Genomic DNA, 13,787 nt, shown 5'->3' on the forward strand with positions numbered 1-13,787 from the left:
TCTCGCTAGGTTTACCGCTCGCAAAATGTTATTATTCTAACATTATTCACATCCTGCTTTGTTTAAACCTCAATAAGGAATCGAGATGACTACCGAAAACATTGATTACGCCCGCTATGTCGATCACACCCTGCTGGCCATGGACGCGACCGAAGAGCAAATCGCCAAGCTCTGTGAAGAAGCGCAGCAGCACAATTTTTATGCCGTCTGCGTAAACTCGGGTTACGTACCGCTGGCGGCGCACCTGCTGCAAGAAAGCGAAGTAAAAATTTGTTCCGTGATCGGTTTCCCTCTGGGTGCCGGCCTGACCGTAGCGAAAGCCTTCGAAGCCAAAGCGGCGATTGCTGCCGGCGCGCAGGAAATTGACATGGTGATCAACGTGGGTTGGCTGAAAAGCGGCCTGCTGGATGAAGTCAAAGCCGACATCGCCGCAGTGCGCGAGGTTTGCGCGGCGATCCCGTTGAAGGTAATATTGGAAACCTGCCTGCTCAGCGATGCGCAGATCGTTCAGGTTTGTGAAATGTGTCGCGAACTCGATGTGGCCTTCGTTAAAACTTCAACCGGCTTCAGCACCGGCGGCGCTCGTGAAGAGCACGTTAAACTGATGCGAGCCACCGTGGGCAGTGAAATGGGTGTGAAAGCATCCGGCGCCGTGCGCGATCGCGCAACCGCCGAGAAGATGATCAAAGCAGGCGCCACTCGTATCGGCACCAGCTCTGGCGTAGCAATCGTTTCCGGTGATCAGGCTGCCGCCGGCAGCTACTGATAACCTGAGGCACCTCAGTACCGGGTGCACGCCGTGAAAATCTGATGCGGGGTAATACGTCCAGCCAATGGCTGAGCGCGTATTGCCCCGCATTTGTGTGTTCGGCCCTAGAGATTGGCTCTTAACCCTGTGGGAAGACAGACTGATGGAAACGCGGCGCGAAGAACGTATTAACCGGTTAGTGCAGGCGTTAAAGCGCTCTGACAAGATCCACTTAAAAGAAGCCGCCGTGCTGTTAGGCGTTTCAGAAATGACCATTCGCCGCGATCTCAGCGCGGAACCGGCCGCCGTGGTGTTGCTCGGCGGCTATGTGGTGGCCGATCCACGCAGTAACGGCGTGACCAACTATTTCGTTTCCGATCAAAAAGCCAAGCAAGTAACGGAGAAGCGCCGTATCGGCCTGCTCGCCGCTGCGTTGATCGGCGAAAACGACACGGTATTTTTCGATTGCGGCACCACCACCCCGGCGATTATCGACGCCATTGCCGATGAATTGCCCTTCACGGCGGTGTGCCACTCGCTGAATACCTTCCTGGCGTTGCAGGACAAACCGAACTGCAAGGTGATCCTGTGCGGCGGCGAATTCAAACCGAACAACTATATTTTTACCGCCGTCGGCCGGCACAACGAGCTGGACCATATCTGCCCGAATATTGCCTTCATCTCCGCCGCCGGCCTGAACCTGCAGCATGGCGCTACCTGTTTTAACTTCGACGAACTGGAGATGAAGCACCGGGCGATGGCGATGGCGCAGCAAAAGATCCTGGTCGCCGACCACAGCAAGTTCGGTAAAACCAAACCTGCATGCATCGGCCCGCTGACCCAGTTCGATCGGGTGATTACCGATCGCCAGCCCGACCCGCAGTTTGTCGAGTTTTTCAACGAAAACGCCATCGCCATACGTTTTTGAGCCACCTCTCACCGTCGGGCCCACCGGCGGTGCTCTTCATTTACCTGTTCAGACTCATCGCTACCAGGGCAAATAATGCGCAGTTGATGCGTTTATTTTTTTAACCGCACGCTAAATCAGGTTAATAAATCGCAACATCCCTTCAGGCAAATTCCCCCGCCTCGGTGAAACCCGGCTAAATATCGGCGGTTATTCATGCTTAACGAAGTTTTTATATGATAAATAGCGCAACCTGGATGCGATAAATATCAACAAACACGTAACCATAACGCTCTAAATATGCCCAAATCATCTTATTTATATGATGAATGGTTAAGCATTTTTATTCGCTATCTGGTTAACTAGTTTACCTGAGTTACTAGCGGGATATTTTCAATAAAATAAATAAAAATCATTAAGTTAATAATTATTTTACTTAAAAATGGAATGTGATCTGCGTCACTAAAACTGCTTAATCCGGGTTTTTAGCTAGATCCAAACCTGCGCTTAAAATATATTGCTCGGCTTGCTGGCAACAACAGCGTTTTATCTGGTTAAATATTATCCATACCGAATAAACGTTAAAATACTTATGAGAGCGTTCTCAGCTAGAAATCTTACACAATTGCGCAACACATGCGTGAAAAACCAATAAAAAAGCAGTTACACGCACAGGTTACGCATTTGGGAGCATGATCACGGTTGTTTCTACTGTAAATCGTTATCTTGCCGCCAACAAAATCGGCAGGCACGGACCTTCCGGCAACAGTAACGATGGAAAGCCCTGTTTCGGCGGAACGTCATTTGGTTAGTTATCCGGCGCCTGCGCAAAAAGATAATTAGCATAATAAACAACCAGGGGGACGCCACTTATCCCCGCAAGCAACACCTGATTCTTACCGATGCCGCATCTGATATTGCGCCATTCGGTTTTAACCCTAAGTTTTGCCTTTAATTTTAAATTATCGTGTTCACTTCGGAGATATTTATGGACACTACACAGACCGGCACTATTGCCTCTGCGGCTTCTGGCTCCACCAGTACCTGGCGTAAAACGGACACCATGTGGATGTTGGGCCTGTATGGCACCGCCATCGGCGCAGGCGTTTTGTTCCTGCCAATCAACGCCGGCATCGGCGGTTTGATTCCGTTAATCATCATGGCCATCATTGCTTTCCCGATGACCTTCTTCGCCCACCGTGGCCTGTGCCGTTTCGTCCTCTCCGGCAAAAATGCCGGTGAAGACATCACCGAAGTGGTTGAAGAACACTTTGGCATCAGCGCCGGTAAGCTGATCACTCTGCTCTACTTCTTCGCTATCTACCCAATCTTGCTGGTTTACAGCGTGGCGATCACCAATACCGTCGACAGCTTCATTACCCACCAGTTGGGCATGACCTCGCCACCGCGCGCCATTTTGTCACTGATCCTGATCGTCGGCCTGATGACCATCGTGCGTTTTGGCGAGCAAGCGATCGTGAAAACCATGAGCATCCTGGTGTTCCCGTTTGTCGCCGTGCTGATGCTGCTGGCCCTGTACCTGATCCCGAACTGGACCGGCGCCATCTTTGAGAACGTCTCCCTTTCCGGCGCAGGCACCGGCATGGGCAATGGTCTGGTGATTACCCTGTGGCTGGCGATCCCGGTAATGGTGTTCTCCTTCAACCATTCGCCGATCATCTCCGCCTTTGCCGTCGCCAAGCGCGAAGAATACGGTCAGGAAGTTGCCGAGAAAAAATGCTCCCGCATTTTGGGTTACGCCCACATCATGATGGTGCTGACCGTCATGTTCTTCGTGTTCAGCTGCGTGCTGAGTCTGTCTCCAGAGAACCTGGCGGAAGCCAAGGCGCAGAACATCTCTATTCTGTCTTACCTGGCCAACCACTTTAACAACCCGATGATCGCCTACATCGCGCCGGTTATCGCCTTTATCGCCATCACCAAGTCGTTCCTCGGTCACTACCTGGGCGCACGTGAAGGCTTTAACGGCCTGATTGCCAAGTCGATGAAGAGCCGTGGCAAAACCATCAGCACCAACAAGCTGAACCGCATCACTGCCATCTTCATGCTGATCACCACCTGGATTGTCGCGACCCTGAACCCAAGCATTCTGGGTATGATCGAAAACATGGGCGGCCCAATCATCGCCATGCTGCTGTTCCTGATGCCGATGTACGCTATCCGCAAAGTGCCTGCAATGCGTAAATACAGCGGCCACATCAGCAACGTATTCGTCGTCGTGATGGGCCTGATCGCCATCTCCGCAATTCTGTACAGCCTCTAATCAAGCTCCGCCGGCGCCCCGTGCGCCGGCTTCTCTCGGCACTGCCCCCTTCATTAAAAGCGCCTATACGCTATAGCTTTCAAGTTACGGCCAGGCGGCAAACGCAGGAGTCCCCAAAAGCTTACTTAGGTAAGTGAATGGGGTGAGTGCGTGCAGGCAACAACGCTGTGGCTTGAAAGATGAAGGGTATAACACCTGAAGAAGGAGGCTAGACCATGGTCAGCGTTTTCGATATTTTCAAAATTGGTATCGGTCCATCCAGCTCTCACACCGTCGGCCCGATGAAAGCCGGCAAGCTGTTCACCGATGATTTGATTGCCCATCAACAGTTGATGGATACCACCCGCGTGGTAGTGGATGTGTACGGTTCGCTGTCGCTGACCGGCAAGGGTCACCACACCGACATCGCGATTATCATGGGGTTGGCGGGCAACCTGCCGCATGACGTGGACATTGACGGCATCGCCGGTTTTATCCGCGACGTAGAACAACGCGGTCGCTTGCTGCTGGCTAACGGCCGCCATGAGGTGGATTTCCCGTTGCAAGGTGGCATGAACTTCCACAGCGATAACCTGCCGCTACACGAAAACGGCATGCGCATTCGTGCCTTTGGCGGCGAGCGACTGCTGCACAGTAAAACCTATTACTCGACCGGCGGCGGCTTTATCGTCGATGAAGAACACTTCGGCCAACCCGCGGCACATCAGGTTCAGGTACCCTATCCGTTCCAATCGGCTCGTGACTTGCAGCAACACTGCAAGGACGCCGGCCTGTCGTTGTCCGGCATGGTGATGCAAAACGAGCTTGCCCTGCACAGCAAGGCCGAGATCGACGCCCACTTCGCCAACGTCTGGCAAGTGATGCGCGCCGGCATCGAACGCGGCATGAACAGCGAAGGCCTGTTGCCTGGCCCGATGAAAGTTCAGCGCCGTGCCGCCGCTCTGCGCCGCCTGCTGGTCACCGGCGACAAGAACAATATCGACCCGATGAACGTGGTTGACTGGATCAACATGTTCGCCTTCGCCGTGAACGAAGAGAACGCCGCCGGCGGCCGCGTGGTGACTGCACCAACCAACGGTGCCTGCGGCATCATCCCGGCGGTGCTGGCCTATTACGATCAGTTTATTCGCCCGGTGAATCCTAATTCCTACACCCGTTATTTCCTGGCTTCCGGCGTGATCGGCGCGCTGTACAAGATGAACGCGTCTATTTCCGGCGCAGAAGTGGGTTGTCAGGGGGAAGTGGGCGTCGCCTGCTCAATGGCTGCCGCGGGATTGGCAGAGCTGATGGGCGGTAGCCCGGCGCAGGTTTGCATCGCGGCGGAAATCGCCATGGAGCACCATCTTGGGTTGACCTGCGATCCGCTGGCCGGCCAGGTTCAGGTGCCTTGTATCGAACGTAACGCGATTTCTGCGGTGAAGGCGGTCAACGCCGCACGTATGGCGCTGCGTCGCACCAGCGAGCCGCGCGTGTGCCTGGATAAGGTGATTGAAACCATGTACGAGACGGGCAAAGACATGAACGCTAAATACCGCGAAACCTCGCAAGGTGGCCTGGCGATCAAGGTTGTGGCCTGTAACTGATAAAAACCGAGGGCGCAATGTTATCCATTGCGCCCTCTTTCATATTATTGCCGTTAACCGAAAACGCTGCCGAACCACTGACTCAGCTTCATCATCACCATGTCCCAAATGCGGCTGAAGAAGTTCCCTTCTTTCACTTCCTGCATTACCACCAGCGGGTATTGCTCAATGGTTTTACCGTCCAGCTGGAAGTCAATGGTGCCCACCACCTGGTTTTTCGCCAGCGGCGCTTCCAGCGTTGGCTGATTCAGTTTGTAACTGGCTTTCAGATTTTTCATCTGCCCTTTCGGGATAGTTACCGCCGCATCTTTGGCGACGCCAAGCGGCACTTCGTTGATTTCACCGAACCACACGCGCTGGGTAACAAACGGCTTGTCGGTCTTGATCGGCGTTGCGGTTTCGTAGAAACGGAAACCCCAGGTCAGCAGTTTTTCACTTTCACTAAAGCGGATACGGTCACTCGGCGCGCCCAGCACCACCGAGATCAGGCGCATTGGGCCGTCGGTAGCGGATGCCACCAGGTTATGGCCGGCACCGCCGGTGTAGCCGGTTTTGATGCCGTCGACATTCAGGTTGGAGCTCCACAGCAGGCGGTTGCGGTTGACCTGGCGGATCTTGTTGAAGGTGAACTCTTTTTCTTTATGCAGCGCGTACTCAACCGGCACGTCACGGATTAGCGCCTGGCTCAGCAATGCCATATCGCGCGCGGTGCTGTACTGCCCTTCCGCATCCAGGCCGTGCACCGTCAGGAAATGGGTATTCTGCAGGCCCAGCGATTTGGCGTAGTTGTTCATCAGGCCGACGAACGAATCCTGGCTGCCCGCCACATAATCGGCCAGCGCGATGCTGGCATCATTGCCCGACTGAATGACGATGCCTTTGTTCAGTTCCATTACCGGCACCTGATCGCCCGGTTTGATAAACATCAGCGAAGAGCCGCGCAGCGCCGGGTTGCCGGTTGCCCAGGCGTCCTTACCGACGGTCACCATATCCTCCGGTTTGATCTTGCCGGCCTTGATCGCCTGGCCGATCACATAGCTGGACATGATCTTGGTCAGGCTGGCGGGATCGAGACGCGTATCGGCATTGCCCTCCGTCAGGATTTTGCCGCTGTTGTAATCCATCAGCACAAACGCCTTGGCGTCAACCTGCGGGGCCGCCGGCGCTTCGGCTGCCTGGATCGCAGGCGTAGCCAGCAACAAAATGCTGACGCTAAAGGTCAATTTCTTCAGGGAGGTGGATAAGTTTTTTTTCATCATGACGTCGCCAGAGTGTCCATTCAAATCATTGAAATAGCGTTAACTTTCAAACATGTTCACGTTTTCAGCCAACCAGCGAGAGTGGCTCGGCGCGCGTTTGCCAACCGCAGACTCCCTGCGGCCCCCCAACGGGTGAGCGGCGCACCAAAAATGCCCTTGCTGTGAGTTTATTAGATTTATCTTATTTTTGCAGGGTTTAGCATGAATTTTCATCATTTTTACATAACTGTACGCTCTGTCGCGCAATTTGGATGAAAAGCCAGCCATCCGGTGTTTTCTTATACCACTAACGGCTATACGGCTGCACATCTGAACCGCTGAACATCTGCGCATCCATACGTCCAAATCAGACTAATATATTCCAAAAATGCATATTGGACGGTTATTTGTTCTTTTTAATGCGCTTATTCACAGCGCTATCATCCAGATAACGGTTTTTAAACCGAATTATCCTGGAGATTACCCATGGCAATACCGCACTCCGTCATCGACATGATCGGCAATACCCCGATGCTGGAACTGACCCAGTTCGATACCGGCCCCTGCCGGCTGTTCGTCAAACTGGAAAACCAAAACCCCGGTGGCTCGATCAAGGATCGCGTGGCGCTGTCGATGATCGAGCAGGCTGAACGTGACGGCAGCCTGCTGCCCGGTGGCACCATCATTGAAGCCACCGCCGGCAATACCGGCCTGGGGCTGGCGCTGGTGGCGGCCCTGAAGGGCTATAAACTGCTGCTGGTGGTGCCGGACAAGATGAGCCGCGAGAAGATTTTCCATCTGCGTGCGCTGGGGGTTGAGGTGGTGCTGACGCGTTCGGACGTGGGCAAAGGCCACCCGGCTTATTATCAGGATTACGCCAAACGGCTGGCGGATGAGATCCCCGGTGCTTTCTATATCGATCAATTCAACAACCCGGCCAACCCGGCAGCCCATACCCGCACTACCGCACCGGAGCTGTGGCGACAGATGGAAAATCGGGTGGACGCCATCGTGGTCGGCGTCGGCTCCGGCGGTACGCTGGGCGGCCTGAGCCGGTATTTTGCCGAGGTGTCGCCGCAAACCGAGTTTGTGCTGGCCGACCCTGCCGGCTCGATCCTGGCGGACTACCTCGACAGCGGCCAGATCGGCGAAGCCGGCAGTTGGCTGGTGGAAGGCATCGGCGAAGATTTCATTCCGCCGCTGAGCGATTTCAATCAGGTGCGTAACGCCTATCGCATCGGCGACGCCGAAGCCTTCACCACCGCGCGCGATCTGCTGCGCAAAGAAGGCGTGCTGGCCGGTTCATCCACCGGCACCCTTTTAGCCGCCGCGCTGCGCTATTGCCGGGCGCAGACCGAACCAAAACGCGTGGTCACCTTCGTCTGTGACAGCGGCAACAAATACCTGTCCAAAATGTATAACGATCACTGGATGCTGGAACAGGGCCTGTTGAGCAAACCGCAGCACGACGATCTGCGCGATCTGATCGCCTACCGTCACGACGAGGGCGCAGCGGTGTCGGCCGCGCCGGAAGATACTCTGGCGATCGTTCATGCCCGCATGCGGCTGTATGACATTTCGCAATTGCCGGTACTGGAGGGCGATCGCGTGGTCGGCCTGATCGATGAGTGGGATCTGCTCAATGCGGTTCAGGCGGACGCCAGCCATTTTAGTCTGCCGGCCACCCGCGCCATGACCCAGTCGGTCAACACCTTGCAAAAAGAGGCCAGCTATCAGGATTTGCTCGCCACCTTCAATCACGGCCACGTTGCGGTGGTGCTCGACGGCGAGCGCTTCCTCGGCCTGATTACCCGGACAGACGTGCTTAACGCCTGGCGCCAAAAATTACGCTAATAAGGATTATTGTATGGCCAAGTTTGATACGTTGACCGTTCATGCCGGATATACCCCGGACGCCACCGGTGCAGTGATGCCGGCTATCTACGCAACCTCGACCTACGCCCAACCGGCGCCGGGCGAGCACACCGGCTATGAATATTCACGCAGCGCCAACCCGACGCGCACCGCGCTGGAAAGCGCCATCGCCGAGCTGGAAGGCGGCAGCCGCGGCTACGCCTTTGCCTCCGGCCTGGCGGCCTGTTCAACGGTGCTGGAGCTGCTCGATCAGGGCAGCCATCTGGTGGCGGTCGACGATCTGTACGGCGGCACCTACCGCCTGCTGGAAAAAGTGCGCAGCCGCACCGCCGGTTTACGCGTCACCTATGTTTCTCCGGCGGACATCGCCGCGCTGGTGCAGGCGATAGAGCCGGAGACCAAAATGATCTGGGTGGAAACGCCCACCAACCCGCTGTTGAAGCTGGCCGATCTGCGCGCCATTGCCGCTATCGCCAAAAAACACGCGTTGATCAGCGTGGCGGACAACACTTTCGCCTCGCCTTATATTCAGCGGCCGCTGGAACTGGGGTTCGATGTGGTGGTGCATTCCGCCACCAAATACCTGAATGGGCACTCCGACGTGGTGGCCGGGGTTGCCGCCGTGGGCGATAACGCGGCGCTGGCGGAACAGCTGGGCTTCCTGCAGAACGCCGTGGGCGGTATCCTCGACCCCTTCAGCAGTTTCCTGACGCTGCGCGGCATCCGTACTCTGGCGTTGCGCATGGAGCGCCATAGCAACAGCGCATTGCGTATCGCCCAGTGGCTGGAAACCCAGCCGCAGGTGGAGGATGTTTATTACCCAGGCCTGCCGAGCCACCCGCAGCACGCACTGGCGGCGAAGCAAATGAGCAGCTTCGGCGGCATGATTTCGGTCCGGCTGAAAGGTGACGACGCCTTTGCGCGCCGGGTCATCAAACGTTCGCGGCTGTTCACTCTGGCGGAAAGCCTGGGCGGCGTTGAAAGCTTGATCAGCCAGCCATTCAGCATGACCCATGCGTCGATCCCGCTGGAGCAGCGGCTGAAAACCGGCATCACGCCGCAACTGTTGCGCTTGTCGGTGGGGATTGAGGATGCGGAAGATTTGATCGCCGATCTGCAACAGGCACTGGCGGAATAATCCCCCGTCATGAGCATGAGGTAAAAAGGCCTGGCTTACTGCCAGGCCTTTCGCATTCAAACGCCGACGACATCCTGATAGTGGCGCTGCGCCACATCGGGATGGGAGCGGATCCGCCCCTTCAGATAGTTAAAGCCCACGTCACGGAACAACGGATTATGCGGATCGCTGGCCGGGCCGTGTGCCTCTGCCGCCAGTGGTGCAGGAAGTTGATACAGCGGCACCACGGCGTCCAATCGCGCCCCCAGGAAGAACGCAATCGACAGGCGATCGCTTCCCGCCGGCGGTGTCTCCACCCTATGCACCGTAGCGCGCAAATAACCGTTGGTCGCCAGTTCCAGCAGCTCGCCGATGTTGACCACGAAGGTCTCCTCGCGCGGCTCGGCGTCGACCCAGTTCCCTTCGCTGACTTCGACCTGCAAACCTTTCTGCCGGTCCTGCAGCAGGAAGCTGAGAAAACCGGAATCCTTATGGGCTCCAACCCCCTGGCCACTGGCGGTCGCCTCACGCCCCGGGTAACGGATCAACTTGATATGTTCATTCGGCTTCTCGCCGTAGAGCGTATCAAACGCCTGCTCGGGCAACGAAAGCGCCAGCGCAAAGGCACGCAGTAGCCGCAACGACATGCCGGTCATCGCCTGCTGCCACTGTAACAGTAGCGGTTTCAGTTCAGGCAGAGCCTCGGGCCATTGATTCGGCCCCTGCAAGCGCGCCCAGCGCGGCGTTTTTTCGGTCAGTTGCAACGCAGGGCGCTCCGCACCGATGTCAAATTGCTCGCGCCAGTCAGGTTGGCCGCGCGTCAGTTCGGCCGCTGCACGGTTATAGCCGCGAAAGTGCGGCGAATGCACCATCTGCACCGCCAGTTTGTCGGCTTCCGGTAGAGCGAAAAATTGCCTTGCTCGCTGCTGCAATTGCGCATTCAATTGGGTATCAACGCCGTGTCCGCGCAGATAAAAGAAACCTACATCACGCGCTGCCTCACGCAAGCCGTCGAGAAATGCCTGCCGCTGCTGCGCGTCGCCATCAAGCTGCGAAAGATCCAGCAGCGGCAACGTCTTCAGCGTCAGTGGTGGTGTCATTGTCCTGTTCCTCGTCATCCCCGACAAAAACCGGGCCGGTATAAAGGCGAATTATCAACATTTTCAGTTCCTGAATGGCCTGTGCATGCCCCTATAGTTACCACCCAGCCTGACGGGCGAGCCAATATTGTTGCGTTCTAAGATATGCAAAGGTTCAACAAAGTGACGCAAAACCGTCATCAAAGTTTCTTATGCTCTGCGCAATTTCGTCGCCGCCGCTGGCTGGCGACGTAGGGTATCCGCTATTGTTGTATGCAACCCCCCGTTTCCCTCCCTGCCTGCCGGAGAAATACTGATGGATTTAGCCTTGTTCGACCTGGATGAGACCCTGATTGATGATGACAGCGCCAGCCTGTGGATCCGTTGGCTGGTCGCGCAAGGGTTCGCGCCGGCGGAACTGGAACAGCAGGAACAGCAACTGATGCAGCTCTATTACCAGGGCAAGCTGTCCATGGAAGACTACATGCAGGCCACTCTGGCACCGCTGGCCGGCTTAAGCACCCAGACGGTGGCCGGTTGGGTACAGCGCTATATCCGGCGCGATATCCTGCCTCGGGTTTATCCCGCCGCGCGTGAGCGGTTGCTGTGGCACCGCGAACGCGGCGACTGCATTTTGGTCATTTCCGCCACCGGCGAACATCTGGTCGCCCCTATTGCCGAACAGCTCGGTGCCGACGGCGCGCTGGCGATTGGCGTCTCCGTTGAAGACGGGCGCTTCACCGGTAACACCTACGGCACCATGACCTATCAGAAAGGCAAGGTGATCCGCCTGAAACAGTGGCTGGCGGAACACCCGGAGCTGAGCTTCGAACACAGCCACGGTTACAGCGACTCGCTTAACGACAAGGCGATGCTGGAATATGTCGACAGCGCCACGGTGATCAACCCGGACCGCGATCTGCATGCGCTGGCGACCGAGCACGGTTGGGAAGTGTGCCGCTGGGAACGCTGAAAGCAGGCAAAAAATGCCATTCGGGTGTGACAAAAACAAAACTGTGGCGTAAGAATAATCGCTTGGGTTCGTTAATCCGCTGAAGCTTAAAGAGGCGCTCTATGCTGACCATCTGGGGTCGTGAGAATTCAAACAATGTCAGGAAAGTGCTGTGGTGCGCAGCAGAACTGGAGTTGAGCTACACCCATATCAATGCCGGCGGCGCATTCGGTAAGGTGAACGAGGAACTCTACCGCTCATTAAACCCGAACGGTCTGGTACCGCTGCTGCAAGATGATGACTTCGTGCTGTGGGAATCGAACACCATCGTGCGCTATCTGGCGGCCAAGTTTGGCAGCGAGCCATTCTACCCGCAGGATCTGCAAGCCCGCGCCAGCGCCGAGAAGTGGATGGATTGGACGACCTCCACCATAGTCGCATCCTTTTCCATCGTATTCTGGGGTCTGGTGCGCACCAAACCGGAACTGCGCGACATGGCGAAGATCGAAGCGGCGATCGCCACGCTGGAAAAGCATTTCGACGTAGTGGAAGCAGCCTTGGGCAACCAGCCTTATCTGTCCGGCGAAGCCTTCGGTTTCGGCGACATTACGCTCGGCAGCTTTGCCTACGCCTGGTTCTCCATGCCGATTGATCGCCGTCCGCGCCCGAACATGGAGCGCTGGTACCAACGGTTGACCGAACGCCCGGCCTACCAACGCGCCGTGATGAGCGAGTTAACCTGAGTGTTGTGCGCCCCTCCGGGGCGCTATGATTTCTCCGTCAGCCCGACACGCAACAGCTTGCCGTTTTCCGCATCGGTCAACAGATAAATATAGCCATCCGGCCCGGTCCGCACCTCGCGGATCCTTTCCCCTCGATCCTCCAGCAACCGCTGTTCGGCGATCACCTTATCCCCCTGCAACGTCAAACGAATCAACGCCTCCTGCGCCAATGCACCGATAAACAGCGAACCCTGCCATTCAGGGAAACGGCTGCCGTTGTAGAACGCCATACCGCTGATGCCCGGCGACACTTGCCAGAAATGCAGCGGCTGTTCGGTGCCCGCCACCTTCTGCCCTTTCGCCTCCGGGATTGCCAGCCCGGAGTAATTTATGCCGTAAGTGGCGAGAGGCCAGCCGTAGTTTTTGCCCGCCCGAGGAAGATTGATCTCATCGCCGCCGCGCGGGCCGTGCTCATGCTCCCAGAGTGCTCCGCTCCACGGGTTCAGTGCCAGTCCCTGCGGGTTACGGTGACCGTAAGACCAGATCTCCGGCCGCTTGCCGGCCTGGCCGACAAACGGATTATCCGGCGGTACCGCGCCGTCGGCAGTCAAGCGCACCACCTTGCCCTGCAGTTTGTCCAAATCCTGCGCCGTCGGCCGTTGGTTATTTTCCCCCAGCGCGATAAACAGATAGCCCTGACGATCAAACGCCAGCTTGCCGCCAAAATGGTTGCCGACCGACAGCTTCGGCTGCTGGCGGAAAATCACCTTGAAGCCTTCCAGCTGCCGATTGTCGGTGCTCAGCCGCCCGTAACCCACCGCGGTGCCCGCCTTGCCGTTATCACCCGCCTCGGCAAAGCTGAGATAGACCCGTCGGCTGTCGGCAAAGTCCTGCGCCAACAGCACGTCCAACAGGCCGCCCTGCCCTTCGGCATACACCTGGGGCACGCCGGTAATTGGCGCTGACAGCCCTTTGCCCTGCTGCCATAGCCGCAAGCGGCCCGGCCGTTCGGTAATTAACATCCCCTGTTCGTCGGGCAAAAATGCCAGCGACCACGGGTGTTCCAACTTGTCTTGCAACTGTGTTACCGCCGGCGCGGCGTGTAGCAGGCCACTGAATAACAGCAAACCGGCCATCAGGGTCAATCGGGGCATGGCATCCTCCTGGACAAAAAACCGACCCATTCAGTGTAGCCCAGCAGGCTGATCACGACGTTTGTTTTAAATTTCAATATGTTGAATTTTAGCCAAACTGAGCTTAAGTTAACGGATTACTCAGGAGG

General features: G+C 56.6%; 11 protein-coding genes. 8 read left to right on the top strand and 3 right to left on the bottom strand.

The features are described 5' to 3' along the window. Positions 1–85: 85 nt before the first annotated feature. The 4 genes from deoC (at position 86) to QZQ97_RS09795 (ending at position 5,522) form a co-directional block, all read left to right on the top strand. Positions 86–766, top strand: a complete 681-nt coding sequence (deoC, locus tag QZQ97_RS09780) for a deoxyribose-phosphate aldolase (RefSeq protein WP_020826066.1) — start codon at positions 86–88, stop codon at positions 764–766. A 145-nt stretch (positions 767–911) separates the two neighbouring features. Continuing rightward, on the top strand, positions 912–1,676 hold the full coding sequence (deoR, locus tag QZQ97_RS09785; protein WP_311993264.1) for a DNA-binding transcriptional repressor DeoR: 765 nt from the start codon (positions 912–914) through the stop codon (positions 1,674–1,676). 967 nt (positions 1,677–2,643) lie between these two features. Then, positions 2,644–3,939 carry an HAAAP family serine/threonine permease gene (locus QZQ97_RS09790; RefSeq protein WP_311993265.1) on the top strand — a complete coding sequence of 432 codons (1,296 nt, stop codon included), beginning with the start codon at positions 2,644–2,646 and terminating at the stop codon, positions 3,937–3,939. Positions 3,940–4,154: 215 nt separating this feature from the next. Continuing rightward, on the top strand, positions 4,155–5,522 hold the full coding sequence (locus tag QZQ97_RS09795) for an L-serine ammonia-lyase (RefSeq protein WP_311993266.1): 1,368 nt from the start codon (positions 4,155–4,157) through the stop codon (positions 5,520–5,522). A gap of 53 nt (positions 5,523–5,575) precedes the next feature. On the opposite strand, the gene QZQ97_RS09800 is transcribed toward QZQ97_RS09795, so the two are convergent. Beyond that, the gene (locus QZQ97_RS09800; RefSeq protein ID WP_311993267.1) at positions 5,576–6,781 is read right to left on the bottom strand and encodes a serine hydrolase; all 1,206 of its coding nucleotides are present in this window, start codon (positions 6,779–6,781) and stop codon (positions 5,576–5,578) included. Between the two features lie 465 nt (positions 6,782–7,246). On the opposite strand from QZQ97_RS09800, the gene QZQ97_RS09805 reads away from it, so the two are divergent. Further along, entirely contained in the window at positions 7,247–8,614 is a 1,368-nt protein-coding gene (locus QZQ97_RS09805) for a cystathionine beta-synthase (protein ID WP_311993268.1), read from the top strand. 13 nt (positions 8,615–8,627) lie between these two features. Beyond that, on the top strand, positions 8,628–9,773 hold the full coding sequence (locus QZQ97_RS09810) for a trans-sulfuration enzyme family protein (RefSeq protein ID WP_311993269.1): 1,146 nt from the start codon (positions 8,628–8,630) through the stop codon (positions 9,771–9,773). A gap of 56 nt (positions 9,774–9,829) precedes the next feature. On the opposite strand, the gene QZQ97_RS09815 is transcribed toward QZQ97_RS09810, so the two are convergent. Continuing rightward, entirely contained in the window at positions 9,830–10,852 is a 1,023-nt protein-coding gene (locus tag QZQ97_RS09815) for an isopenicillin N synthase family dioxygenase (RefSeq protein WP_311993271.1), read from the bottom strand. 295 nt (positions 10,853–11,147) lie between these two features. Here QZQ97_RS09815 and QZQ97_RS09820 point away from each other — a divergent pair, with 295 nt between their 5' ends. Further along, positions 11,148–11,804 carry an HAD family hydrolase gene (locus QZQ97_RS09820; RefSeq protein WP_311993272.1) on the top strand — a complete coding sequence of 219 codons (657 nt, stop codon included), beginning with the start codon at positions 11,148–11,150 and terminating at the stop codon, positions 11,802–11,804. Between the two features lie 101 nt (positions 11,805–11,905). Beyond that, on the top strand, positions 11,906–12,526 hold the full coding sequence (locus tag QZQ97_RS09825) for a glutathione S-transferase family protein (protein WP_311993273.1): 621 nt from the start codon (positions 11,906–11,908) through the stop codon (positions 12,524–12,526). Between the two features lie 23 nt (positions 12,527–12,549). Here QZQ97_RS09825 and QZQ97_RS09830 read toward each other — a convergent pair whose 3' ends face one another. After that, entirely contained in the window at positions 12,550–13,659 is a 1,110-nt protein-coding gene (locus QZQ97_RS09830; RefSeq protein ID WP_311993274.1) for a PQQ-dependent sugar dehydrogenase, read from the bottom strand. Between the last annotated feature and the right edge of the window lie 128 nt (positions 13,660–13,787).

The sequence above is a fragment of the Serratia sp. root2 genome (genome assembly GCF_031931805.1).
Classification (GTDB): domain Bacteria; phylum Pseudomonadota; class Gammaproteobacteria; order Enterobacterales; family Enterobacteriaceae; genus Serratia; species Serratia inhibens.